The organism is Akkermansia muciniphila (genome assembly GCF_030848305.1).
Lineage (GTDB): Bacteria > Verrucomicrobiota > Verrucomicrobiia > Verrucomicrobiales > Akkermansiaceae > Akkermansia > Akkermansia muciniphila_A.
In genome coordinates, this window is record NZ_CP114598.1 from 78,466 (window position 1) to 105,318 (window position 26,853).

General features: G+C 55.4%; 20 protein-coding genes and 1 tRNA gene. 18 read left to right on the top strand and 3 right to left on the bottom strand.

The window, feature by feature from the left end; genetic code table 11:
• Nucleotides 1–48 precede the first annotated feature (48 nt).
• Nucleotides 49–2,559 (top strand): alpha-N-acetylglucosaminidase, encoded by a 2,511-nt coding sequence (locus tag O4G22_RS00310; RefSeq protein WP_306701881.1) that lies wholly within the window; start codon nt 49–51, stop codon nt 2,557–2,559.
• A 130-nt stretch (nt 2,560–2,689) separates the two neighbouring features.
• Here O4G22_RS00310 and O4G22_RS00315 read toward each other — a convergent pair whose 3' ends face one another.
• Together O4G22_RS00315 and O4G22_RS00320 are read right to left on the bottom strand one after the other, a co-directional pair.
• Nucleotides 2,690–3,058, bottom strand: a complete 369-nt coding sequence (locus tag O4G22_RS00315; protein ID WP_298084314.1) for a rhodanese-like domain-containing protein — start codon at nt 3,056–3,058, stop codon at nt 2,690–2,692.
• A 194-nt stretch (nt 3,059–3,252) separates the two neighbouring features.
• Complete coding sequence (locus O4G22_RS00320) at nt 3,253–4,131, bottom strand: fumarylacetoacetate hydrolase family protein (RefSeq protein ID WP_297545989.1); 879 nt, start codon at nt 4,129–4,131, stop codon at nt 3,253–3,255.
• Nucleotides 4,132–4,297: 166 nt separating this feature from the next.
• Here O4G22_RS00320 and O4G22_RS00325 point away from each other — a divergent pair, with 166 nt between their 5' ends.
• From O4G22_RS00325 to O4G22_RS00380, 12 genes are all read left to right on the top strand, one after another.
• Nucleotides 4,298–5,854: a 2-isopropylmalate synthase gene (locus O4G22_RS00325; RefSeq protein WP_094136038.1), complete on the top strand. Its 1,557-nt coding sequence runs from the start codon at nt 4,298–4,300 to the stop codon at nt 5,852–5,854.
• Between the two features lie 126 nt (nt 5,855–5,980).
• Nucleotides 5,981–6,895, top strand: a complete 915-nt coding sequence (locus O4G22_RS00330) for an SMP-30/gluconolactonase/LRE family protein (protein ID WP_306701882.1) — start codon at nt 5,981–5,983, stop codon at nt 6,893–6,895.
• Nucleotides 6,896–7,013: 118 nt separating this feature from the next.
• Nucleotides 7,014–7,469: a GatB/YqeY domain-containing protein gene (locus tag O4G22_RS00335; protein WP_295979520.1), complete on the top strand. Its 456-nt coding sequence runs from the start codon at nt 7,014–7,016 to the stop codon at nt 7,467–7,469.
• Nucleotides 7,466–8,161: a 2-C-methyl-D-erythritol 4-phosphate cytidylyltransferase gene (ispD, locus tag O4G22_RS00340; protein WP_306701883.1), complete on the top strand. Its 696-nt coding sequence runs from the start codon at nt 7,466–7,468 to the stop codon at nt 8,159–8,161. Before O4G22_RS00335 ends, ispD begins: the two co-directional genes overlap by 4 nt.
• On the top strand, nt 8,158–9,012 hold the full coding sequence (locus O4G22_RS00345; RefSeq protein ID WP_102735110.1) for an NAD-dependent epimerase/dehydratase family protein: 855 nt from the start codon (nt 8,158–8,160) through the stop codon (nt 9,010–9,012). The genes ispD and O4G22_RS00345 overlap by 4 nt, the downstream gene beginning before the upstream one ends.
• A gap of 190 nt (nt 9,013–9,202) precedes the next feature.
• Entirely contained in the window at nt 9,203–10,168 is a 966-nt protein-coding gene (trpS, locus tag O4G22_RS00350) for a tryptophan--tRNA ligase (RefSeq protein WP_094136043.1), read from the top strand.
• Between the two features lie 88 nt (nt 10,169–10,256).
• Nucleotides 10,257–10,727, top strand: a complete 471-nt coding sequence (locus O4G22_RS00355) for a universal stress protein (protein WP_012419131.1) — start codon at nt 10,257–10,259, stop codon at nt 10,725–10,727.
• Between the two features lie 33 nt (nt 10,728–10,760).
• Entirely contained in the window at nt 10,761–11,564 is an 804-nt protein-coding gene (locus tag O4G22_RS00360) for a TIGR00282 family metallophosphoesterase (protein WP_295979509.1), read from the top strand.
• A 249-nt stretch (nt 11,565–11,813) separates the two neighbouring features.
• Nucleotides 11,814–12,608: a tRNA cyclic N6-threonylcarbamoyladenosine(37) synthase TcdA gene (tcdA, locus tag O4G22_RS00365; RefSeq protein WP_306701884.1), complete on the top strand. Its 795-nt coding sequence runs from the start codon at nt 11,814–11,816 to the stop codon at nt 12,606–12,608.
• Complete coding sequence (locus O4G22_RS00370) at nt 12,605–13,120, top strand: hypothetical protein (RefSeq protein WP_306701885.1); 516 nt, start codon at nt 12,605–12,607, stop codon at nt 13,118–13,120. Before tcdA ends, O4G22_RS00370 begins: the two co-directional genes overlap by 4 nt.
• 103 nt (nt 13,121–13,223) lie before the next feature.
• Nucleotides 13,224–13,309: transfer RNA gene (locus O4G22_RS00375), tRNA-Leu, on the top strand.
• Nucleotides 13,310–13,922: 613 nt separating this feature from the next.
• Complete coding sequence (locus O4G22_RS00380; protein ID WP_345784524.1) at nt 13,923–15,992, top strand: DUF262 and DUF1524 domain-containing protein; 2,070 nt, start codon at nt 13,923–13,925, stop codon at nt 15,990–15,992.
• 546 nt (nt 15,993–16,538) lie between these two features.
• Here the strand turns inward: O4G22_RS00380 and O4G22_RS00385 are convergent.
• Entirely contained in the window at nt 16,539–17,501 is a 963-nt protein-coding gene (locus O4G22_RS00385; protein ID WP_295979503.1) for a carbohydrate kinase family protein, read from the bottom strand.
• Nucleotides 17,502–17,930: 429 nt separating this feature from the next.
• Between O4G22_RS00385 and O4G22_RS00390 the strand changes: the two genes are divergently transcribed.
• The 5 genes from O4G22_RS00390 to O4G22_RS00410 all read left to right on the top strand — a co-directional run bounded on the left by O4G22_RS00390 (nt 17,931) and on the right by O4G22_RS00410 (nt 26,833).
• Nucleotides 17,931–18,434, top strand: a complete 504-nt coding sequence (locus tag O4G22_RS00390) for an 8-oxo-dGTP diphosphatase (protein WP_094136059.1) — start codon at nt 17,931–17,933, stop codon at nt 18,432–18,434.
• 620 nt (nt 18,435–19,054) lie between these two features.
• A complete protein-coding gene (gene kbl / locus O4G22_RS00395) occupies nt 19,055–20,254 on the top strand; it encodes a glycine C-acetyltransferase (protein WP_094136060.1) in 1,200 nt (399 codons plus the stop codon).
• A 14-nt stretch (nt 20,255–20,268) separates the two neighbouring features.
• The gene (locus O4G22_RS00400) at nt 20,269–22,908 is read left to right on the top strand and encodes an SUMF1/EgtB/PvdO family nonheme iron enzyme (protein ID WP_094136061.1); all 2,640 of its coding nucleotides are present in this window, start codon (nt 20,269–20,271) and stop codon (nt 22,906–22,908) included.
• Between the two features lie 160 nt (nt 22,909–23,068).
• Nucleotides 23,069–23,839, top strand: coding sequence for a ParA family protein (locus O4G22_RS00405; protein ID WP_290487609.1), 771 nt, complete (start codon nt 23,069–23,071; stop codon nt 23,837–23,839).
• 240 nt (nt 23,840–24,079) lie between these two features.
• The gene (locus O4G22_RS00410) at nt 24,080–26,833 is read left to right on the top strand and encodes a protein kinase domain-containing protein (protein ID WP_295979499.1); all 2,754 of its coding nucleotides are present in this window, start codon (nt 24,080–24,082) and stop codon (nt 26,831–26,833) included.
• The last annotated feature ends 20 nt before the right edge of the window (nt 26,834–26,853 follow it).

Here is a 26,853-nt window from a genome sequence, read left to right on the forward strand (position 1 = left end):
TATATTATAAATATGACCTTTTACTTCTCAAAAATTCTATTCCTTTTCATGCTAACAAATCTGTTTGTCTTCGCAGAAGATATACAGAAAAACAGAGAGCGGGAAGCAGCGCGTTCAGTAATCATGCGGACCGTTCCGTCCCTGGCCAAAGCCCCGGAAAAACTGCAACTGGAAATTATTGAAAAAGAAGACGGGCACGATGTTTTTGAAACGAAAGCCTCCGGCGGAATACTGAATATCCGGGGAAGCAGCGGCACAGCCCTCTGCCGGGGATTCTATGATTTTCTGAAGACAAACCGTCTGGGAATGGTTTCCTGGGATAATAAAGATATCCGCTGGCCGGCGCAACTGCCGGATGCCGCGCCGCGCCGCATCGTTTCCCCTTTCCGCAACCACTATTACTTCAATGTGGTCACCTATGGCTATACGATGCCTTACTGGACCTGGGAACGCTGGGAAAAAGAAATAGATTGGATGGCTCTGCACGGCATAGATATGCCTCTGGCCCTGGTTGCCACGGAGGGAATCGCCGTCCGGGTATGGAAACAGCTGGGACTGACGGAGAAAGAAATAGAAGAATTTTATACGGGACCGGCACACCTTCCCTGGCAGCGGATGGGGAACATCGTCAATCATGACGGCCCCCTGCCCGCCAGCTGGCACAAGGAACAAATCGCCCTGCAGCACCGCATCCTGCACAGGATGAAATCCCTGGGCATGACCCCCATTTGTCCCGCTTTTTCCGGTTTCGTTCCCCGGGGAATCCTCCGCCTTTATCCGGAAGCGAAGCTTCACCGGCTGGGGTGGGGAGGCTGGCCTCAAAAAAACCACGCCCATTTTCTTTCTCCGGAAGAGCCCCTTTTCCTTAAAATAGGACGCCTGTACATGCAGGAATGGCAGAAGGAATTCGGGAAAAACACCTATTTTCTTGCGGACTCCTTCAATGAAATGGAACTTCCCGAAAACAAAGGAGGCGCCGAAGCCCGCAACAATATGCTCAGCTCCCTCGGGGAACAAATCTACCGCTCCATTTCCTCCACCAACCCGGATGCGGTATGGGTCATGCAGGGATGGATGTTCGGATACCAGCGCAATATCTGGAACGCAGATACTCTGAAGGCTTTGCTCAGCAAGGTTCCGGACGATAAGATGCTCCTTCTGGACCTGGCGGCGGATTACAACAAGACTTTCTGGCGCAACGGCATGAACTGGGACGTCTTCAAGGGTTTTTTCAATAAACCGTGGGTTTACAGCGTGGTTCCCAACATGGGCGGCAAATGCGCCATGACCGGGGTAATGGATTTTTACGCCAACGGCCATCTGGAAGCCTTGAACTCTTCATCCAGGGGGCGCCTCTCCGGAATGGGCATGGCCCCGGAAGGGATAGAAAACAATGACGTTATCTACGAACTGGTTACGGACGCCGCATGGAGGGACCGCCAGGAGGACGTGGAACAATATCTGGAAAATTATTGCCGTGCCCGATACGGAAATTATCCGGACAGCATGAAGGAAGCCTGGAATCTGTTCCGCCGCACAGCCTATTCCAACTTAAAGGACCATCCCCGTTTCAACTGGCAAATGAAACCCGGCACCCGCGGCTGTTCCGTAAACACAAGCGAAGATTTTCTGAAAGGCCTCTCCCTGTTCGTCAACACTCGCGGCCTGGAACAGTCCCCCCTGTTCCGCCAGGATGCCGTTGAGATGACCGCCCATTACCTTGGCATACGCATGAATGAAGCCATCCTGGCCGCTCTGGAAGCCCTGGATGAACAAGACATGGAGAATACGAAAAAATGCATGGAATATTTCCGCAAATACGCCCTTCGGGCGGATTCCCTTCTGGAAGGGCATCCCACCTGGAGACTGTCGCGCTGGTTATCATTTGCCCGGTCTCACGGAACTTCTCCGGAGGAAAAAAACAAGTATGAACAAAACGCCAGAAGGCTGGTGACCAGATGGGGGCCTCCCGTAGACGACTACGCCGCCAAAATATGGAGCGGCCTTATCAGGGATTACTATCTGCCGCGCTGGGAACACTTTATTCAGAGCCGTCTTTCCGAAAAAAATCCGGATATGGGAGCATGGGAGGAAAAATGGGTCCGTTCCACTGGCGTAAGCGCGGCGCACGCTCCCGGAGATCTGGTCAACGCCTGCCGCCAGGCTATCCGGGAGGCGCCGCCCCTGCCTTCTTCCCTGAAAAGAAAAGCAGCCGGGTCAATTATAGGGAACTGGACCTCCGCGACGGTATCCACGGAATGGAGTTATTTGGACTGGCCCGTTTCTTCCGCTGATCTTGAAAAACTCCGGGGGGTGCGCTTCGTCTTCACTTCCGGCAGCCATGCCCTGGAAATAGACGGCGTCGAACTCCTGGAAAACGGCAAAGTAATCGCCCGCGACCGGCACGCCGGATTGGCAGGCAAGCCTTCCCGCGGGAATTTCTACAAACTTTCCCTTCCCAAGGGAATCCATGCCAACAACGGATGCTCCCTCAGAGCCAGGGTCCGCTCCGTGGGCGGAAAATCCTCCAATGGGAAACTGGAACTGATTAAAGAATGAACGGCTTAAATTCCAGTTGCTTTCCGGAAAGAGCCATATGAATCCGTTCCTGTGCCGTTTCCTGACTGAGTCAGGAAACGGCATGCCCGGCGCCCCGCGGAATCCCCGCACGGAACAATCGGGATGAAAGCTACATTTCAGACCGGTACAGGTTTTCCACATGGGAATATCCCATCTTCCTGAGCACTTCCAGCGCCTTGTCCGCCCTCTTGCCCGTACGGCAATACAGCAAAATCACGGCATTCTTATCCGGAAGAAGCTGCGCGGCCCGTTGTTCCACCTCATCTGCCGGAATATTCAAGGCCCCCTCCTTATGTCCCGTGCGGTACTCCTCCGGAGTTCGGACATCCACCAGCACAATAGGGCGCGCCATGCCGCTTTCCGGAGACACCACCATGGCGGCGGGAGCAGGGGCGCGTTCCGTATTCCTGCTTTTCAGCCAGACGAAGAGGGCAGTCAGCCCGGTCACCATGACCACGTACAAAACCACATTTTTCACGCGGCCACTTCACTAAACCGCGGCGAAGTAATCAAGAGAAAATAACGCCCAGCCCCCGCACGCAGGCGTCATCTGCCGTCCGGTCCGCTCCGGCGGCCCCGTTCCACGGGAAAATAACGCTCCGTCCGCAGAAGCGGGAAGGGAAAGAACTTTCCCTTCCCCTCCATATTCGGAAAGGCCGGAGAATTGTCTCCCTACCCCTCATCATCAATCACCACAGCCTGGGAGGCGAAACCAAAAGCGGGGCTTCCCCATTCCACGACATCCCCGGGTTTCAAATATACCGGAGGCTTCATCCCCATCCCCACGCCTCCCGGAGTGCCGGTGGAAACCACATCTCCGGGCCATAAGGTCATGAACCGGGAAACATAGGCAATCAGGCGCGGAACAGGCCAGATCAAGCCGTCCGTATTGCCGTTCTGGCGCACTTCCCCGTTCACCTTCAATTCCAGGGGAATGCCGGCACCGTCCCCAAGTTCATCAGCGGAAATGAACGTGGGGCCCATTGGGGCAAAGCTGTCATAACTCTTTCCCTTGGTCCACTGTCCGCCATGTTCCAGCTGGTTGGCCCTTTCCGAATAGTCGCACATCAGCGTATAGCCGCTGATAGCCCGCGCGGCCTCCTCCGGGGAAGCGTTTTTCAACATCTCCTTAATCACTACGGCCAATTCAATCTCATAATCCAGCTTGTCGCAGCCGGGCGGATACAAAACGACATCGCTGCAGGAAGTAATGGCGGAAGGCGATTTCAGGAAAACAGCCGGCTCCTGCACGGAATCCCCATCAAACTCCTTCGCATGGTCCGCATAACTCTTTCCCAGGCACACCAGCTTGGAAGGAGAACAGGGCAGCGCGGTATCAATCATCCATTCAGGGTTGACAGCTTTGGCGGCGGCACTATCCAAAAACGCGGCAATACGCTTCATTTCCTCTCCGCAGGACCCCGTTTCCCCGCAAATGCAGGCATCCACCTCGGCAAGCACGGAATCCGCCGCCAGGTATTCTCCGCGGCTTTCGCTCCACAGAGCCATGACGCGCTCCGCCCGGTCATTCAGGTAAAATCTGATCTTCACCCTTCCATCCTACAAAGCTCTTCCTTTTAGGCAAAGGGCGGTTCCGTCATTCTTCGCTCCGGCGGTTCTCTTCCGCCGCCCGGACGCTCTGTGAAAGCATGCAGCGCGTAGGGCTTGCGTTACCGGAGCAAAACATTATCATGCCACCGCTTAACATCATTAACCTATGTCCGATCAAATCTACTTTTTTGACACTACCCTGCGCGATGGAGAACAATGCCCCGGAGCATCCATGAACCTACGCGAAAAGCTGGAAGTGGCGCGGCAAATGGAACGGCTGGGCATGGACGTGATTGAAGCCGGCTTTCCCTGCATCTCCGACGGCGACTTTGAAGCCGTGCACACCATCGCCCGCGAAATCAAAAAATGCCGCATCGCAGGCCTGGCCCGCTGCGTGAAGGCGGATATTGAAGCGGCGGCCAGGGCCCTGGAACCCGCCGGGGAACGCGCCCGCATCCACATCTTCCTGGCAACCAGCAAGCTGCACATGCAGTTCAAATTGAAAAAAGCGGAATCCGAAATCCTGCGCATGGCGGCGGAAGGCGTATCCTATGCCAGGCAATTCGTACAGGACGTGGAATTTTCCCCGGAGGACGCTTCCCGCACAGACCTGGATTTTCTGACCAAAGTCGTGGAAACGGTCATCGACGCAGGCGCCACGACCGTCAACATTCCGGATACCGTAGGCTACACTACTCCGGACGAGTTCTACCGCATTATCCGCCACCTGAAGGAACATGTGCCGAACATCGGCAAAGCCGTCATCTCCGTGCATTGCCACAATGACCTTGGCCTGGCCGTAGCCAACTCCCTGGCAGCCGTCCGCGCCGGAGCCCGCCAGGTGGAAGGAACCATTAACGGCATCGGCGAACGCGCCGGAAATGTGGCTCTGGAAGAAGTCATCATGGCCCTGCGCACCCGCGCCGGGCAATTCGGAGACGTCACGGACAACATCAACACGAAGGAAATCGTCCGCACTTCCCGCATTGTGGCCCGCATGAGCGGCATGCAGGTGCAGCGGTCCAAAGCCATCGTGGGGGAAAACGCTTTCGCCCACTCTTCAGGCATCCACCAGCACGGCATCCTTAACTGCCGGGAAACCTATGAAGTCATGGACCCGCAGGCGGTCGGCTGGGGCGCCACGGAACTCCCGCTCACCAAGCATTCCGGACGCGCCGCCGTCAAATCCAGGCTGGAACAGCTGGGCCATGTCCTCACGGAAGAGGAAGTCAACACCGTCTTTGAACGCTTCAAGAAAGTGGGCGACTCCAAAAAATTCGTTTATGATGATGATCTTTCCGCCATTGTGGACGACTCCCTGCATGCCTCCACCGGCCTATGGGAACTGGACTTCCTGCAATTCGTGGCGGGCAGCCACGCGCGGCCTACGGCTACGGTGGGACTGCTCAAGGAAGGCAAGAAATTTGAAGACAGCTCTACAGGCAACGGCGCCGTGGATGCCGTCATCAAGGCTATTGAACGCATCACTAAGCGCAAAGGCACGCTGAAAGGCTACAGCGTCAACGCCGCTTCCGAAGGAAAGGACGCGCTGGGAGAAGTCACGGTTCATGTGGACTTCGGCCAGCCCAAGCCCATTGTGGGCAAGGGAGCCTCCACAGACGTCATTGAGGCCTCCGCCCGCGCCTACCTGAACGCGGTCAACCGCTCCATCCGCATGGAAAACATGCCCCGGCCCAACAACCTGGATTCAGGAACCATCTAACACGGAAAGCGCCCCGTTCGCCCGAACGGGGCGCGACTCTGCCCGGCAGCCTATCATCCTCTACAGGGCTTGCATTTCCATTGCTCCCATGTCATAAGGATCAAGACTCCTATACCGCACCACCCCATGAAAGCGACACCACTCCTTCTCTGCCTGGCGTGCAGCGCGCTGGCCGCACCGCCAACAAAAAAACAGCCGGACCCCGCCGAACCGCTGCCCGCCCTGGAAAAAAACACCATTGCCATTGACGGCCATCCGGAAAGCGTGGCGGCGGATGCCGAGGGCAATATCTATTTCACCTGCATCGGCTCCAGGCTCACGCCTACGGAAAAAGACAAGGACGGCTATCTGGGCGTCATTCCGCACGGTTCCACAGAGCCGAAAAAAATCACGGACGTAGATACCCTGGACGCGCCGAAGGGGTTACTGTATCAGGACGGCTTTCTTTACTGCACGGATGTGGACATGGTCTTCAAGATAAACGCCAAGACCGGCGCTATTGAAGGATACGTGGACTTGTCCCCGTCCCGCATGAAATTCCTCAATGACCTGGCATTCATCAATGGCAGGCTCATGGTTTCCTCCACGGATACCAACCAGATTTTCTATGTGGACACGAATACCAGCTCCTATGGGGAACTGGTCACCAAACAGCCCATCTACAAGCCGAACGGCCTGGCCTGGGACCCGGAAAGAAAGGTCATTTACCTCTGCGAATACGCAACGGATGAAAAGGGCAAACCCAGCGGACGCCTGCTCTCCATCAACCCCGTTTCCCGGGAGGTCACGGAACTTTCCAAGGAACGGGGACAGTACGATGGGCTGGTGTACCGTGACAACGCCCTTTACTACAGCGACTGGTCCAAGGATAAAAAACCGGAAGCTGTCCGCAGGCTGGATCTGAAAACGGGACGTTCCGCCCCGGTAGCCACCGGCCCTGTTGAAGGAGCGGCGGACTTTATCCTGTATGACTCCATGATGGTGGTTCCGGGCATGACGGAAAAGAAAATCCACATCATGCCCATTGGCGGGAAAAAATAAACACGGCTGTTCCGCTTTTATTCCCCTTATCCGGGCCGCCGCGGCATTTCCTGCGCTGGCGGCCTTTTTCAATTTACGGCTTGAAGTACACCTGGGGATGCGCTTAGTTAATGGAAATATGAACAAGATTTCCGACCAAATCATGGAGGGGATGAAAACCGCCATGAAAGCAAAAGACACCGTTACCCTCAATACCCTGCGCGCCCTCAAGACGGCCCTCACGAACACGGCCATCGCCAAGGGAGGCCTGGGAACCCCGCTGGAAGAAGCGGAAGAACTGGCCGTAGTCCGCAAGCAAATCAAGCAGCGTGAGGACTCTGCGGAGCAATTCCGCTCCGCCGGACGCCCGGAACTGGCGGAAAAGGAAGAAGCTGAAATCGCCGTGCTCAAACAGTTCATGCCCGCGGAACTCACAGCAGAAGAAACGGCAGCCATTCTGGAAACCGTGATGAAGGAAACGGGAGCCTCTACCAAAAAAGACATGGGGCAGGTCATGAAACTCATGCAGGAACGCACGGCCGGCAGAGTCAACGGCAAGGAGCTGGCCCGCATGGTGTCAGCCAGACTGTCATGAAATGCTGCGCCGCCATCATCGTTGCGGCCGGGTCCTCCCGGCGCGCCGGATTTGACAAGCTGCTGGCCCCCCTGCACGGAGTCAAGGTGCTGGAACGCAGCATCCGCGCCTTTGCCAGCTGCCGGGAAATCACGGAAATCGTAGTCGTCTGCCCGGAAGAACGTTTTCATGCCATTAACGGCGCGGACCTGGAAACGGAAATACCCGTTACCCGTGTGGACGGAGGGGCGGAACGGCATGAATCCGTGCAGAACGGACTGGCAGCCCTGCTTTATACCCCGGAATTCGTGGCCGTGCACGATGGAGCCCGCCCGCTCATTACGGCGGAGCAAATCTCCCGCTGCATTCAAACCACCAGGGAATATGGGGCGGCAGCTTCCGCACATCCCGTAACGGATACCCTGAAGCGTGCGGACAAAGAACGCTTTACGATTCCGGAACAGGTGGAACGGGACGGCCTGTGGTGCATGGAAACCCCGCAGGTCTTCCAATATCCTCTTCTGCTGGATGCCTATGTGGAAGTCACAGAACGGAATATCCAGGTAACGGATGAAGTCACCGCCCTGCAGCTCATCGGCCATCCTACGCGCCTGGTGCATAATCATGAGCCCAATCCCAAAATCACATGGCCGGAAGACATTTCCCGCGCTGAAATGCTAATGGACCTCAAGCACCTCCGCAATGACTCATGACCAGCTTTCTGTGTAAAAACCCCCGCGTCATTCTCATTCTGGGCACAGGGTATCTGGGAAAAGCCCTGGCGGAAAGTCTGCGGAAAGCGGGACATACGGCCCTGACGGCGGATATTGACCCGCAAAAAGCTATTTACGAAGCCGATGTCGCAGACCGGGCCTCCATGCAGGGGCTGGCCGCCCGCATCCCCTCCCCCCAGATCATCGTCATGTGCGCCAGCACGAGAGGAGGCGGAGAGGAAGCCTACCGCAACCTTTACGCCAATGGAACGCGGAACACGCTGGAAGCCTTTCCCGGAACGCCGCTCATCTTCTGTTCCAGCACCGCCGTCTATGGAATCACGGACGGACGCTGGATTACGGAGGAACACAACGTCTATCCCTCCTCCGTGAAAAACGGTCTGTTGATTCGGGCGGAACAGGCGGTTCTGGCGGCGGGGGGCACGGTCGTCCGGCTGGGAGCCCTGTACGGGCCGGACCGCTGCGTTCTCGTCTCCCAATACTTCACGAAGGGCACGGCCCTCCCCGGAGCCATGGACAGATGGCTCAATTACATCCACCGGGACGATGCCGCAGCCGCCCTGCACCTGCTCTGCACCCTGCGGGAACCTCCCGCCGGCATTTACAACCTGACGGACCGCACCCCCATGCAAATGGGAGAAATCTACTCCTACCTTTCCAATTTGCTGGGGAAACCCGCTCCGCAGCCTGAACCGCTCCCGGCGGAAGCGCGCCGGGGCTTCTCCAACCAGAGGATTTCCTGCTCCCGCCTTCTGGCCCTGGGCTGGGAACCGCTCTACCCAAGCTTTGCGGACGGTGTGCATAACGTACTGGAGGCGCTGGAAGAGTAAATCTCACACCCATCCTTTTCCACGCTGTCCGGCTCTTTCCCGACGTTCCCTGAACAGGAGGAGGCAAACCTTCCGAACGCGTCTCGTGAGGCAGGAACATGCCGGAAAAAATCCAGCCAGCGCCCCCGCCTGCCTGTGACTCTCCCCTTTCTTGACTTGCCGGGCGCGAACAGGCAAAATCCTGCGCGCAATGCGTATCATCACAGGTCTTCAACCCAGCGGCAAGCTGCATGTCGGCAACTACTTCGGAGCCATGGAACCGGCTGTCCGCATGCAGGAAAGCGGGGAATCTTTCTACTTCCTGGCGGACTATCACGCCATGAGCACCGTTCACGACGCGAACACACTGAGGGAAAACTGCAACAGCCTCGCTACGGACTTTCTGGCCGTGGGCCTGGATCCCGAAAAATGCGTCTTTTTCCGCCAGTCCGCCGTGCCGGAAGTCAATGAACTGGCCTGGATACTCAGCACCGTCTGTCCGATGGGCCTGCTGGAACGCTGCCATTCCTATAAAGATAAAATCGCCAAGGGGTTCTCCCCCAGCAACGCCCTGTTCACCTACCCCGTGCTGATGGCGGCTGACATCCTGATGTATGACTCCGACCTGGTGCCCGTAGGCAAGGACCAAAAGCAGCATCTGGAAGTCACACGCGACCTGGCGGGCAAAATGAACGAACAATTCGGAGAAGGCACCTGCAAACTGCCGGATGCGCTCATTGCGGAAAGCACAGCCATTGTACCGGGGCTGGACGGGCAGAAAATGAGTAAAAGCTATAACAACACGCTCCCTATTTTCGGAGAGGAAAAAGCCGTCCGCAAACTCATTATGAGAATCCCCACGGATTCCACTCCCGTGGAAGATCCCAAACCGACGGAAGGGTCCGTCATCCTGCAGCTTTACAAACTTTTTGCCTCCGCGCAGGGTTATGAAGACATGGTGCGCGGTTTCCAGAACGGGGGATGCGGCTATGGAGATTTCAAAAAGCGCCTCTTTGACGCTTACTGGGAATACTTCCGGCCCGCGCGCGAACGCAGGGCGGAACTGGAAGCCAATCAGGACTATGTGCGCCGGACGCTGGAAGAAGGCGCCCGCAAGGCGCGCGAGACGGCCTCTGTCGTGCTGGACAGAGTGCGCCGCGCCGTGGGGCTGGCCTGAAACGGAATAAAACGGGACACCCAGGAAAGCCGGGGCAGCACACGTTTTTTGGTGGCATGGAAAAGTACGGAATGTTATACAGAAAGATATGAAGAATATTCTGGTAGCTATTGATTTCTCCAACGCCACGGACGCCGTCATCCATCAAATCGGCAAACTGGCCTGCCCCAACGACAGCATCATCCATTTGCTCCACATTGTGGAACCCAGCATTTGCTATGAAGTCTCCGGCGTTCTGCCGGATGAAGTGCCCGTTCCCGTGATGGACCAGACGGAAGAAAACGAAGTCATTTCCATCGCCAAAAACCATTTGAAGCAAACGGCGGAAAAACTCTCCCGGCTGACGGACGCCACGATCATCCAGGCGGTGGAAGATGAATTTGAAATCAGCGAAGCAGTCATCAATTATGCTGAAAAACACCACATTGACATGATCGTGGTGGGCAAGCATAACCACGGCTTCCTCTCCACCGTCTTTCTGGGCAGCGTAGCAAGCTCCGTGATGCGGAAATCCCCCGTGCCCGTTCTGGTAGTGCCCGTCACCAGGGAAGAACAGTAAAACCCGCCGTCTGCGCCAGCCCCGTTCCAATTCATGATTACCATACTCTTTATAGGCGATGTGGTCGGCGAACCCGGCCGCACCGCCGTGAAACACATGTTGCCGGAACTCAAACGGGAACACGGGGCGGACTTCGTCATCGTCAACGGGGAAAACGCGGCTGCCGGGAGAGGCATCACGCCCCGTCTGGCACAGGAACTGCTGCACGCCGGAGTGGATGTCATCACAACAGGAGACCATGTCTGGGACCAGGCGGAGCTGGCTCCGTGGATGGAATCCGAACCGCGGGTGCTGCGCCCCGTCAACTATCCGCAGGGAACACCTGGACACGGAAGCGTAGTCGTGGAAACTCCCAAAGGGAACATAGCCGTCATGCAGGTGCAGGGACGCTCATTCATTCAGCCGCCGCTGGAAAACCCCTTTCTCATCTCGGAAGCGGAAGCTAAAAGACTCAGGGAAGAAAAAGGCGTGCAGGTTATCTTTGTGGACATGCACGCGGAAACGACCAGTGAAAAAATCTCCACCGGCTACAATCTGGACGGACTGGTTTCCGCCGTCGTCGGGACACATACCCATGTGCAGACAGCGGATGAAACCATTCTGGAGCGCGGCACGGCCTACCTGACGGACGCAGGCATGTGCGGTCCGGCCGTCGGGGTGCTGGGACGGGAACGGGAACCTATTCTCCAGCGTTTCCGCACCTCCATGCCGGCCAAATTCCCCGTAGCGAACTGGCCCGTGCGCCTCTGCGGAGCCGTCGTGCAAATAGATGAAGCCACGGGCAGGGCGCTCAACATCGCCCGCATCAGCAAAATCGTGGAAAAACCGGCCTCCTGACATGCATGCTTCAGCAGCATTCCTCTTCCCGTGCCCGGTGACGGCGCCCTGCGGATGTTCCGGACCTAGTGGGAGCCTCGTGAAGCGCGGCCAGAATGCGGATCATAAGAAAAACCTGTTTCAGCGGGCGCCCTTCATCACACTCGCGGAAGGAAAAGACTGCCGGCGGCCTGCACTCCTTTCCTGGAATAACGGAAAATTAGCGCCCTTATTCTCCTTAAGCCCATACTCCGGAACAAACACGTGGTCATGAACTATGAAGCCAGATTCGGCGGCATAGGCCGCCTGTACGGAAACAGCGGACTATCTCTTCTCAGAAGCGCCCGCATAGCCGTCGTCGGTATTGGGGGCGTAGGTTCCTGGGCGGCGGAAGCCCTGGCCCGGTCAGGAGTAGGCACCATTATTCTGATGGATATGGACGACCTTTGCGTCACCAACACCAACCGGCAAATACATGCGCTGGCATCCACAATAGGACAACCCAAAACGGAAACCATGGCCACACGCCTCCGGGAAATCAACCCGGAAGCGGAAGTCATCCCCATCAACAGTTTCTACACGGCCTCCAACGCGGAAAAACTGTTGTCGGCGGAACCGGATGTCATCATTGACGCCATTGACTCCCTGATACCCAAGGCCCACCTCATCGCCTCCTGTTACCGCGGCAGGCAACCGCTGGTGACCTGCGGCGGCGCGGGAGGGCGCATCAATCCCGCCCGGATAGAAATAGACGACCTCTCCCGCACCAAAGGGGATCCCCTGCTCTCCAGCCTGCGCTACAGGCTGAAAAGGGATTATGCCCTCCCCCTTGGAGAAAAAGCCCGTAAACTGAAAATCCCCTGCGTTTTCTCCCAGGAAACGCCCGTGTACCCCACCTGCGACGGAAAAACCTCCTGCACTCGCGATCCGGAATTCCAGGGGAAAATGGGTTGTGACGCCGGATTCGGCTCCATCACCCATATCACAGGAACCTTTGGCTTCTTTGCGGCTTCCGCCGCCATTCAAATGCTCTTCAATAAGAAAAAAACACCATCGTCATCATGAACAAACTCCTGCTTTCCCTGCTGGGGGTCGTCCTCCTTCCCGCATTGACCCAGTGCAACACCCTGGAAAAAGACATTGCCGGCATCAACGCCCGCAATGCGGAAATAGCCCGCGAACCCAGGGGAAACTACTTTGTCGGCCGCCGTTACCATGTACCGGCAACGCGTTTCTGGGGATACCTGCGCCAGCCGGGCCAGACTTGGAGAACGGCCCAACTCGTCATCATGGATGAGAGCGCCTGCCGTAACCCGGACCGCCTGCCGGAATACACCGGGAATCCGCGCTACGCCTACGACAATAACTATGAATACAGGGTGTATGGCAAATACACGGGCAAATACGGTTACGAACCCAATTCCAATCTGAGGCTGCCCATCTTCAAACCGACCAGGTTTGAAGTGGCTAACACCAGCCCCGGCTGGCTCTTCAAACCCTCGGAAAAATATGATACCGGAGCCGTTACTCTGCGCCCTGCTATCATGCCCGCGACAACCTCCCTCCCGGTCCGGTAAGAAAAACCTGTCCGCAAAAACGGGCCTGGAAAGATAAAAAAGAAGAAAAAGCTTGATATTTTCATTTCTCTGCGCTAAAAACTCCCCGCCTTAAGGCCTCCATGCTCAGGTGGCGGAATTGGTAGACGCGCTAGACTAAGGATCTAGTGGTGATAAACCGTAGGGGTTCGAGTCCCCTCCCGAGCACCATCCTCTTTCATACCGCAAGTTGCTGATTTTCAGCTCTTGCGGTTTTTTCTTTCTTGAAACAGCAAGATACGAAAACGATTTTTATGACCACGGCCGGCCCGCGGAGGGAGCGCCAGTCCTCCGAGCATATCTCGCAAAGAACTGGAGGAAATGTCCCCAAGGGGACAGAATGCCTCTTACACCAGATAAGTTCATCATGATAGTGTTCGGCAGTTCTTCCGAAACAATTGTCCTGCGTCTTCTTGTTTTTATGATTCTCCTCTTCGGTGAGGGATGGTCTGTTTTTCATTGTTGTTTTCCTTATTGGTGGACGTTCCCCCGATAGGAACACACGGCATTCCCTACCTCCGCGAAAGCCGCCTCCGCATCAACGCCGCTTCCCAACAACGTCACCCACGCTTTGGAGAAAAAGGCACAGAAAGTCGGCATTTACAAAATCTCCTATCCGGACGGCACTCCCCGCAATCCCGCCATTTCAGATAAGACGGATTTGGGTTCTCCGGTTCAGAATAATAAATCTTTCAAATTAACGAGGTAAAAAGACAGGAAGCTTCCAATCTTCATTCAACGAGTATTCTTGAGCAAGATTCATTTTTATGCAAGACTGCTCTCCATGAAGGCCAATGCCGAAAATCTCTTGTCGCTTTTAAAAGGCCCCAGGCAGTTTGTTATCCCTATTTACCAGAGAACCTACTGCTGGTCCATTGCACAATGCCAGCAACTGCTTCAGGATATCTTGAGAATCAGCAAGGATGATTCCGTCAATGGTCACTTTATCGGCTCTGTCGTTCATTTTCAACATAGTATTACGACTATTTGCGATGTACCGGAATTACTTGTCATTGATGGACAGCAGCGTTTGACAACGGTTTCATTGCTGGTTCTTGCCGTAGCTGAATTTTTGGAGAAGCATTCCGATTTAAAAATCGACACGACTCCTACGAAATTAAGGAATTACTACCTTCTTAACAATGAAGAAACAGGGAAAAAACGCTTCAAGTTGCTACTGACCCAGGGAGACAGAACCGCCTTTTGTTCCTTGATGGATGGAACTCCGCTGCCAGAACATGTCCCTGGCAGAATCGTAGAAAATTATGAATTTTTCTGTGGGAAAATAACACGGGAAAACGTCACGGATATCTATGATGGAATGATGAGGTTGTTCGTTGTGGATGTCGCTCTTGAACGGGATAAAGATGATCCTCAGTTGATTTTTGAGAGCATGAACAGTACGGGGTTGGCTTTGTCCCAGACGGATCTTATTCGTAATTATGTCCTGATGAGACTGCCAGTTGAGCAACAAACCAGACTATATCAGAAGTATTGGTTTCCGATGGAACAAAGCTATGGCAACGAATATGAATTACTGTTCAACAGCTTCATGCGCGATTACCTGACCATCAAGCAAACAGAAATTCCTCGCAAGGATGGAGTGTACGAGGCATTCAAGCATTTTGTCGATACATGTGGGCAAAGCATTGAGGAGATTGTAGCGGATATTTTCGAATTTTCATCTTATTACAGTAAGATGACCCTTCATAAGGAAGCGGATAAAAATCTAAATGAAGCTTTCATGCGTTTATCCCAATTGAAAGTGGATGTCTGTTATCCTTTTCTGCTTCCCGTCTATCGGGATTATGTCTACCAAATCATATCTGCTGATGAATTTCTCGCTATCGTATGCCGGGTGGAAAGTTATGTCTTTCGACGCGCCGTATGCGGAATCCCTACAAACAGCCTGAATAAAACGTTCATGTTGTTGTATCGCCAAATCAATCCTGCGAAGTATATGGAGAGCCTGGATGCGGCCCTGATTTCGGCGGATAACTATAAACGCTTTCCTACCGACAGGGAATTCATGGACGCATTGCTGTCGAAGGATGTCTACAATTTCCCGAGACGTAATTACCTGTTGTCCATGCTTGAAAACAAGGACAGAAAAGAACGCATCAGCATCGGGGACTATACGATTGAACACATCATGCCCCAGAGCGCCAATCTTTCCTCGGAATGGCAGTCCATGCTAGGAGAACAGTGGCAGGATGTACATGAGAAATACCTTCATAATCTGGGCAATCTGACGCTGACAGCATATAACTCCGAATTGAGTAATCGCTCTTTCAGTGAAAAGAAAACGATTCCCGGCGGATTCAATGATTCTCCCCTTCGTCTTAATGAATATCCTCGTCAAGCAGACAAATGGGGTACGGAACAAATTGAGGAACGGGCACAAGCCCTGGCACGGAAAGCCTGTCAAATCTGGATGCGGCCAGTGCTTTCTCAGGAAGTTGTTGATTCTTATAAGAAAAAATCAGCACTGGCACCTTCGATTTATAGCATGGAAACCTATGACTGGAGCCCTGCCATGCTGGAACTGTTTCATATTTTACGAAAGAGAATTCTTAATCTCGATCCTTCTGTTCGGGAAGTTTTTCTCAAGCTTTATATTGCGTATAAAGTACAAACAAATTTTGTCGATATAGTTCCCCAAAAACGATCTCTGAGGCTTTCACTCAATATTCCGTTCAATGAAATAATTGACTCGGAGGGGATTTGCCGAAATGTCAAAGGACTGGGCCGCTGGGGCAATGGAGAAGTAGAAATAATGATGAAAGATTCTTCCCACCTTGAACCCATTATGGAGCTTATTCAACAAGCCTGTAATCGACAAATAGAAGAATAGAGTAGATTCACCAATCAATATTATCGTCAAAGACTTTAGCAAATTCGCTTCCTTATCGTACACAAAAATGATTCTTAGAATCATCTCTGGACAGAACTCCATGCATACCTGTGCTGGTAAGAATAACATCCAGCATTAAGGCGGCTATGCCAAGCTCCTCATTTTCTATCTTCCTGTTGATCAAATTTTCTTTTCTCAAATAGTTGCCTCCGACATGAAATTGGCATCAGAATAGATGCAGCTCCCTTCTAAACAGCTATTTCCATAACTGTCACAGGATTGAATATTTTTTCGATGGCCCCCCTGGATTGATTTCTCCTACGATAACAAGACCCCCTTGATGCTCTTTTCAGAAAGATACTAACCATGCTGACCTCATACCTCGTTCGGGAGGAACTCCTTTAAACAAAATTCTTTCCTGCAACACGCTCACACGGCTTTGCATACGAAGCTGTGTCCAACATTCAGACAAAAAAATCCTCCAACATCTTACTTGCCGAAACAATCCGGACGTAATCAGCAACGGATTGGCCCTTACGGCATTCGTTACAAACCTTCCGCCATCAGGGCTACGGCTTCTTCACGGGTCGGCATGGAACGGATGGCTCCCTTGCGTGTCGTCACAATGGAAGCGGCGGCATTGGCGAATAAAAGCATGTCCGCCAACTGGTCCTCCGTCAGGTTTTCCAGCCCGGTTTCCAGAATCCGGTCCAGGCAGCATCCCAAAAAGGCGTCTCCGGCTCCTGTTGTGTCAATAGTCTTGACGTTCAAGTACGTAGGCTGGTGAATAAGTTTGCTTTCATAGGCAGCCCAGCTTCCTTTTCTGCCTCCCGTCACCAGAATAAGGCGCAAATTGTCGAATTCCCTCTGCAAAACCCTCACCCCTTCTTCCATGGAGGCGCAGCCGGTGAGAAAGAGAAGTTCCTCCATTTCTATTTTCATGACGCCGCATGCCCCGCATCCGTAGAGCATTTGTTCCCGGGCCAGTTCCATATCGGGCCACAGGGGCGGCCGGAGATTGGGGTCAAAAGAGATGAGAACCCCTTTTTCCCGGGCATGGCTGACGGCATGCCTGGTGGCCCTCCGAACATCATCATGCGTCATGGAAATCGTCCCGAAATGGAAGACGCGCGCGTGTTCCACCAATTCAAGGTTCACTTCTTCTGCAGTCAGCTTCATATCGGCGCCGGGATTGCGGTAAAAGGAAAATTCACGGTCTCCGCGTTCGTCAATCTGAACGAAAGCCAACGTCGTATTGACTTCCCGGGATGAAACGAGCCCCGAATCTCCGATGCCTTCTTCCTGAAGCGTGCGGCGAAGCATTTTCCCGAACATGTCGTGCCCCACTTTGCCGATAAAGGAGGTTTTGCGCCCAAGCCTGGACAACATGGACAGGACGTTGCAGGGCGCTCCCCCCGGATTAGCCTGGTAAATGGGCAGCTCCCGGTCATTTATCCCGCAGGGAGTGAAGTCTATCAGCAATTCTCCGAGAGCTACGACGTCATACATACTTTTTCAAATGTTGGAAGTGAACCTTCCGGCGAAATAGTAAACCGGGAGAGATGGCCAAGCATAGAACGCGGCGCCCTGGCGGGAAAAGGAAAAAGAGATTCATTCCAGTCATGGCGGAAAAGGATTTTTCCCTTTTATCCCGCCTTGCAGAAGTTTCGAAGATTGAAGGGAAACCCAAATGTGAACAAGTCAGGCATATATCCCTAACGCCCTCTGCTCAGGAATGCCCATGAAGATGAGACGGCAAAAACAATCCTGCATGAGGCAGACACGGAACGCAGGACTCCCATTCCTCCGCAACAAGCACGCATTTTCAAGGCATTTCAGGCTTCTTGAAGAGAATTTAGCCCTGTTCAAGCATGTATGGAGGTTACAGTACTCCGCATTTTTCTTCATGATTCCCCTCCCATCCTGTAATATGCGCTCATGCAAGAAAAAAGCCGCGGCTTTCAATGGCCCGCACAGTGGACCCCCGATATTCTCGCCACATTGATGTTTGTGGTGCAGGAAGGAAGGATTCTCCTGATACGCAAAAAGAGGGGAATTGGCGCGGGCAAGGTGAACGGCCCCGGCGGAAAATTTGAACCGGGGGAAACGGCCCTGCAATGCGTTTTGCGGGAAGTACGGGAAGAACTTCACATTGACATTGAGGATGCCCGGGAAATGGGCGTGCTGAATTTTTCCTTTGTCTGCGGCACCATTCCGGAAATCCGCTGCCACGTGTTTATGGCGTCGTCTTTTACAGGCGCTCCCACGGAAACACCCGAGGCGGAGCCTTTCTGGTGTCCGGTGGACGGGATTCCCTATGATCTCATGTGGCAGGATGACCGGTTCTGGCTGCCAGCCATGTTGGACGGGAAACGGTTTGAGGCGTATTTCACGTTCGAGGGGGACCGAATGCTGGAATTTTCCCTGAAAACCGGGGATTAAACCGGCAAGGACTCCCAGGTTGCGGACTCTTCCCTTTAAGCCGGACGGGGAATGCTGCATTTTTTATTCTTCCCTTCAGATATCCTGAAACGCATCATAGGAATTGTTCCGGCCACCTCTTTCCGATGCCGCCGCCCAGAAAAGCGAGGGTTCTTCCTGCCGGAAACCGGTTCCGGATTGGGGTTCATGCGAAGGGCTGGAATTCAGATCAATCCGCGCTCCGTGAAAAAACGGGAGAAGAGGTCATACCCGGGGCCGGGAATGGTGGTTCAAGGCAGTAAATCAGCTCCGGCCTTTATTTTTTCCAAGCGTGTCCGAATATCATTTGGTACATCAAATTCCTTTTCCGTAAACAGGCGGAAGCCTTTCTTTTTGGCCCGGTCTCCGGGAAATGATGATTTTCCGATGTTTTGTTTTCTTTTTCAGTCAAATGCGCGAATGCCTACGCCCTGGCCTCTTTGTTACTTTGCACGGGAAAAGGACGGCTCCCGCTTCCGGGCATCAGGCCGGATTCTTTAAGCTTTTCCTCCCGCCTCCGTTATGATAATGATGCGGGAGCAACCGTGTGATCCTTGATCGTTCACTTGCTGACTATTTCAATTCATATTCCATTATTCAACATGTATACCCCCGAATTCAAAAATATTCTCACTTCCACCCTGGACGGACTGCGCGCGGAAGGACTTTACAAGGAAGAACGCTTTATCGCCTCCCAGCAGTACTCCCAGGTGACGCTGAAGGACGGACGCTCCGTCATCAACATGTGCGCCAATAATTATCTGGGCCTGGCCAATAATCCGGAAGTGATGGAAGCCGCCAAGAAGGCCATCGACCAGTGGGGTTTCGGCATGGCGTCCGTGCGTTTTATCTGCGGCACGCAGACCCTGCACCGCCAATTGGAAGAACGCCTCACCCAATTTCTCGGCACGGAAGACACAATTCTGTTTCCCTCCTGCTTTGACGCCAACGGCGGGCTGTTTGAAGGCCTCCTGACTGCGGATGACGCTATCATTTCCGACTCCCTGAACCACGCTTCCATTATTGACGGCGTGCGCCTCTGCAAAGCCAAGCGCTTCCGCTATGCCAACAACGACATGGCAGACCTGGAAGCCAAGCTTCAGGAAGCGGACGCTGCCGGAGCGCGCGTGAAGCTGATTTCCACGGACGGCGTCTTTTCCATGGACGGCATCATTGCCCAGCTGGACAAGATTCACGAGCTGGCTGCCAAATACAATGCCATTGTCCACTTTGACGACTGCCACGCTACGGGGTTCCTGGGCGAAAGGGGCCGCGGCACGCATGAATACCGCGGTTTGTTCGGCCGTATAGACATCACCACCGGCACCCTGGGCAAAGCACTGGGAGGCGCCTCCGGCGGCTACGTCTCCGGCCCGAAGGAAGTGGTGGACGTCCTGCGCCAGAAGGCGCGCCCGTACCTGTTCTCCAACAGCGTGGCTCCGGCTATCGTAGCCGCTTCCATCAAAGTGCTGGACCTGCTTGAACAATCCACGGAAGCGCGCGACCGCGTAGAAGCCAATACCAAGTATTTCCGTGACGCCATGACGGGAGCCGGCTTCACCATCGGCGGCAAGGACCACCCCATTTCCCCGGTCATGCTGGGAGACGCCGTCCTGTCCCAGAAATTCTCCGCCCAGCTCCTGGATGAAGGAGTGTACGCCGTCGGCTTCTTCTATCCCGTCGTGCCCAAGGGACAGGCCCGCATCCGCACGCAAATTTCCGCGGCCCATACCCGCGAACAGCTGGACAAGGCGATTGAGGCTTTCTGCAAGGTAGGCAAAAACCTGGGAGTTATTTCCTGATTCCCGCGCTTTCCATGGCTTCGGACGCATCACCCATTCCCGGCGGCAATCTGCCGACGCTTCCCGTCAAGCGGGTGGTGCGTCCCACTCCTTCCATTCCGGACCATGAAGTTGTGCGCCAGATAGGGAGCGGCGCGTATGGAGAAGTATGGCTGGCGAAATCCCTGACCGGGGCATGGCGCGCCGTAAAAATAGTCTGGAGGGAGGATTTTGAAGACGAGCGCTCTTTCAACCGGGAATTCGAGGGCATTCTCCAGTATGAACCCATCGCCCGCAACCATCCGGGGCTGGTCCATATCCTGCATGTAGGAAGGCATGACCAGGATTCCCCGTTTTATTATTACGTCATGGAACTGGGCGACGACGCCCGCACCGGAGTCCATATTGCACCGGACGAATATATTCCGCGTACGCTTCAGACGGACAAGAAGTTTTCCGGCAACAAGCCTCTGCCCCTGGACTATTGCCTGGAGGTAGGCAGCCAGCTGGCCCACGCCCTGCTGTACCTGCACAGCAAGAACCTGACGCACCGGGACATCAAACCGGCGAACGTCATCTTTGTCAACGGACGCCCCAAACTGGCGGACATAGGCCTGGTGGCCCATCTGGACCAGCGCAGCTTTGTAGGAACAGAGGGATTCATCCCCCCCGACGGCCCCGGCACCCGGCGGGCGGACGTTTACGCGCTGGCCAAGGTTCTGTATGAAATCAGCACGGGGAAGGACCGCATGGATTTTCCCGAACTCCCGGATGAGCTGCCGGAAGGCACCGTACGCAAGAAGTGGCAGGCCTTCAACACCATCATTTGCCAAGCGGCGGAACCCCGCATTGAGGAATGCTCCATTGATTCCGCAGAGGAGCTGGCGGAAAAAATAGACGCTCTCCGGGGGTATGAAGTGCCGTCCCGTTTTCGTCTTCAGAAGAAAAAGAAACGCCGCAAACTCAGACGGGCCCTCCAGCTTCTGGCCGCAGCCGTCGCCGGAGCCCTGACTGCCTACTGGGGGGCTTTATGGCTCAACAACAGCCAGAACCCGCCGGAGGGACCTGCCGCGGATATTCATCCGGATATCCACCCATCCGCTCCGGAAGAAGAATCCCGGACAGGGTACGTGCTGGTGACCAGCTCACCGGCGGGAGCGTCCGTATATGACGCGGACGGCAACTATCTGGATGAAACTCCCTACGGCCCCATTGAGCTGCCTTCCGGCTCTCCGGTGGCCTATACCATCAAGAAATCGGGGTTTGCGGACAAGGAGGAGGCGGGAACCGTCAAGGGAGGATCCACGCTGGCCCTGGGCGGCGTGCTGAAGGAGTACCATCCCCCTACGGACAGTCGGCCCTGGAAGGATACGGAGGGTGTTACCTACCTCCCCGCAGAAACGCGCCATGTAGCGCAAGGTCCCCTTACCGCCGCCCTGTTCAACAAATTTCTGAAGGAGGACCGCCAGAAGGGGAATTTCCAGATGAAAAAGGAACAGACGGAACCGGGGCATCCGGAGAAGGATGTGGCCCTGCTCACGCAGGACGGCATTACGGCCTACCTGGCGTGGCTGAACAAGAAATGCGAGCGGGAGGGGCTGCTGGGCAAGGAATTCTCCATCACCGCGGACCCGCTTCCGCAGGCTTCCGGCAGCACGGGAAACCACAACGCCTACGTTCTGAACGTCACCCGCGTGTTCCAGGTGCCCATTACCGTCACCACCAACCCGCCGGGAGCCAGCGTTTTTTTCAATAACAGGCTCATCGGGCGCACCCCCATTGAAGAATACGTCAACCAGGTTCCCTACGTCATTGAAATCAAACTGCCGGGGCACGCCACCATGCGCCGCAGGGGGCTGGACCCGCAGGACTTATACCTTTCCCTTCAGTTGGAGCCGGACAAATCCGTCGTCTTCGGATCGCCCTGGACCAATAGCCTGGGCATCAAACTGGTCCCTGTGGGAGGAAATGCTCTGGTCATGACCCACGAGGTGCGCGTAAAGGACTTTCAGGAATTCCTGAAAGCTACCGGAAGGAAAGCTCCGGACCGGCCCGGCTTTCCACAGGGAGAGGACCACCCGGTGGTAAACGTCAGCAGACAGGATGCGCGCGCCTTCGCCAGATGGCTTACCAACAAGGAGCGGACCCTGGGCCTGATTGACCAGAACGACTCCTACCGTCTTCCCAAGGATGAGGAATGGAGTTCCTGGGTGCGCCTGACGGATGAACAGGGAGCCTCCCCCTATGAAAAGACGCTGCCTCATGAAAACTCCCGGGAAGCTTTTCCGTGGGGGTATTCATGGCCGCCGCCGGATAAAACGGGAAATTTTGCGGACCAGTCCGCCCTGATTTACCTGCCGTCCTCCCGCGTTATCGTAGGATATAACGACGGACAGCCGTACACGGCCCCCGTAAAAACCTTCCCGCCCAACCACCTGGGCCTGTACGACCTAGAGGGAAACGTCATGGAATGGGTAGACGATTCTTACGGGGGGCCGGAATCCCTCCCCATCCGCAACTACGGTGTCGCCCGCGGAGGCAGCTACCTGTCCTTCCGCCCCAAACAGCTCACCACTTCCATCCGCACTCCCCTGCCGGAAAATACGAGGGATAACGCGCTGGGCTTCCGTCTTATCCTGTCTTCCGAGCGCCCCGCCACTCCAACAGCTCCCTGACGCCTTATCTGCGGCAGCGGGTTCCCCCGCACTCCCCACCCTGAACACACCGTTCCCCGAGGGGAAAAAACCTGAGGCCTGACGAGAGCTTCCGGATCTCCGGGAAAATGATTGAAAGGGCCTCCCGTTATGCTACCATTTTTCCGCATCCTTTTCCTGAATGAAAATCATCGCTATCGCCAACCAGAAGGGGGGAGTGGGAAAAACCACTACGGCCATCAACATGGCTGCCGCCCTGGCTCAGCTGAAAAAGAAAATCCTTGTCATTGACCTGGACCCGCAGGCCAATGCCACCAGCGGCATGGGCATTGACGGAAAAGACGTGCCCAGCCTGTATCCGGCGCTGCTCGGCCAAATCCCGGCGGAAGAGTGCATCCTGCCTTCCGGCAGGAAACGGCTGGATATCATCCCCTCCACCATGGATCTGGCCGGCGTGGAAATAGAATTGGCCCGTTCCGGCAACCATCTGACCCGCCTCCGGGAAACGCTCGCCCCCCTGAGGGAGTCGGACGCCTATGATTACTGCATCATGGACACGCCTCCTTCCCTGGGCGTTTTAATGACCTCCGCCCTGGCCGCCTGCGACGAAGTGCTGACTCCCCTCCAATGCGAATGGTTCGGGTTGGAAGGGCTGGCCAAGATTCTGCACGTGACGGCGCAAATCTGCGCCAGCGGCGCCAATCCCCGCATTCGGCATGAAGGAGTACTCATGACCATGTATGACGGCCGCACTAACCTTTCCCGCCAGGTCATCGACCAGGTGGAACGGCATCTGCCCCGGATGCTGTACAAAACGGTTATCCCCCGCTCCATCCGGCTGGGGGAGGCGCCCAGTTTCGGCCACACCATTTTTGAACACGATCCTTCCGGCGCGGCGGCGGACGCCTATCTGAAAGCAGCCCGGGAATTCATCAAACGCCACAAATCCTGAGCATTTGGAGGAACAAGTTTCCCGGAATGCCGCCCCCCTATGAAAAGAACAGGCAGAAAGGCGCCTCTGAAAACTTCCTCCTTCATCTTGCCTTCCGGGTTTGTTGCGTCCATTTAACGTCAGGGAAATCTATTCAACACCGGCCTCCCCCGGAGACGGAGGAAAACAGGCATTCCCCTTGACTTGACTTCCGCGGCATATAAGAATGCCTCAGCTCCGTTTCAGGAACTTTCCCCCCTCATGCCAGCAGAAGAAGGCCAGCCAGACGACCAGCCCCGGGAGACAGGGCAAGTCCCGCCTCCCGCTCCGACGACAGGCCTGGAACAGATTCTGCCCGGGCGTCCTCCTCTCCCCCACGCGGAAGAAAAAGGGGCCTTTTTCGTTTACCAGCGGGAGCTGGCTCCCGGCACGCGCCTGGAACAATATGAAATCATCCGCGTCCTGGGCAGCGGAGGTTTTGGCATCACGTACCTGGCGAAGGATCTGTTCCTGAACCGCAACGTGGTTATCAAGGAAAACTTCCCTTCAAGATACTCCTACCGGGACCCTCTGACCGGGCATATCCAGCCTAATAATGAACACGATCTGGAAAATTACACCTGGGCTCTGAAAAGCTTTCTGAGCGAGGCTCAGACGCTGGCGGAGCTCAACAACCCCGGCATCGTCAGAATCCTTTCCGTCTTTGAAGCTAACGGCACAGCCTACTTCGCCATGGAGCACATTACCGGCCTCTCCCTGGATTATCTGGGGGAAAAGCTCCACAGCACCGGGCACCGGTATACGGAAGACGAACTCAAGGGGCTGCTGACGCGCCTGCTCCGGATTCTGGACTATCTCCATTCCCGGCACATTTACCACCGGGACATCAAACCCGGCAATATCCTGCTGACGGAGGAAGGCACGCCCGTGCTGATTGACTTCGGAGCGGCACGGCATGCCCTGAAACTTCATTCTGCTACCGTCTTGACCACCCAGGGGTATTCCTCCCCGGAACAGGCGCTGGGCAAAGCGAATATCGGCCCCTGGAGCGACCTCTATTCCGTAGGAGCCACCTTTTACGCCCTGCTTACAGGACACCCGCCGGACCGGGCGGAAGCGCGCCTGGCGGAAGACGAAATGCCGCCGCTGCACAGCGATCCCGTGCTCACCCGCTATTACTCACGGCAGTTCCTGCTCTCTCTGGACAAGGCGCTGGCGCCCCAGATTAATTGCCGTTACCAGACCGCCCGCGAATGGATTCAGGATATTTGCGCCATTTCAGGGGAGGAATCATCCGCCACTATTCAAGTCCCCCCGGCAGACCTTCGCCATGCCCATCCGGAAGGAACGCCAACTCCCGGCACCGGGCAAAACATCAGCAGCAGGAAGGCAGCAACCGGAACGGACGGCCTTCATTCCGCTTCGCACAGGCAGTCCGCACGCGCTCTTCGTCGCAACCGCCACATGATGTCCCTGCTGGTGGGCAGCGCGTGCACCATCCTGCTGGGGGCGGGAGCATTTTATCTGCTGGACTACATGAAAAAAGCCCCTATGGGCACCACCATCAATACCATCAAGGTAGCCATCCAGCAGCCCGCGGCAAACCCTAACGAGGGAGAACTGAAACCGCCGCCACGGGATCTGGCATCCATCCGTATTCCGGAACTCAAAATAACGGAAGATGCGGCGCTGGAACCGCGAACGCTGACGGAGTTCCGTTTGCGCCTTGACGACACCATCCTGACCCGTTCCGGGCTTCCTCCCATCCTGCCGGAAAAACTGCGCATCTCCTGCGTTTATCTCCAAATCATTTCTCCGGCCGCAAACGGGGAAAAACTATACCTCACCATTCGGGACTCCAACGGCGTTCTGGTGGACCGTTCCGTCAATGCCGTTCCCTCCTTCACAGTGCCAGGGCAATCCACCTCCACCTTTTTCTTTCCTGCACTTCCGGAACTGTTCACGGACCGCACCTACACGTACTCCTTTGAAAATGCCGCCCACCAGGCCGTTCCCATGCAAATGGCATGTTTCAAAAACGAGACGAAACGCACGGAGGAAGCCTTCCCGAAAATCCGTTTCATTGCCGCGCCTCCCGTGCCGGAACCGGCCCTGCTGAATGATCCTGCCTACAAAAAACTTGTGGCGGCAATCTCTGCGCCCTCCCCGGAGAACAGAAATATTCTCGACCAGGCAAGTTCCATGCCGGGCATCCTGCCGGCCCTGGAGCAACTTTCCAAAGCCGGCTATCCGGTAGCCCAGCAGGCACTGGGAAAAATCCTCATGTCTCCGGACTGTCCCGGCGGCTCCAGGCCGGAAGAAGGCGTGGAATGGCTTTACCGTTCCGCCACGGGAGGGTGCTATGAAGCCATGAAGGAGCTGGGAATCCTGCTCATGGACATCCCCTCCTATTTTCCCCGCCTTCCCCAGCAGCCTCCCCTTGCCTCCCGGGATTACGCCCAGGCAGCGCGTTTCCTGAGAATGGCGGTCCAATACCGGGACCAGGAGGCCCTGTACCTGCTTTCCCTCATGTACTCCCAAGGCTGGGGCGTACCCGCCTCCCCGGAACTTTCCAGCCTGATGATGGAACGCCTCAACGGGTCCTCCTACTCCACGGACAGCCTGAACCCCAACGCGCCTATCGCGGCGTACTGGCTTCCCCTTCCGCTTGCTGGAGAAAAAGCAACCATCCTGCGCTTCACTATTCCTGGTCCGTTCGCCCCGTCCCAGCTCAAAGGCGTTACTCTGCACAACACAAGCCTGAAGGACGCCTTTTCCATCAGTAAAATCAATATTCTCCAACATGGGCGCCTCATTCTGGACATCATTTCCCCCCAGGAAGTACTGCCCGGCAAAAGCTCCGCTCCCATAGGCATCTCCATCCCGGAAGGGCTGCTGGCGGATACGACCCTGCCTCTGGAAGTGGAAATTTTGCTGAACCCCGGAAACAGCAGCGGCGTGGTGGAAATGCCCCCTCCGGTGGAAAAGAAAAACTCAGGAATTGAAATCAATTAAGCTTCACCGCTTTTCAACGC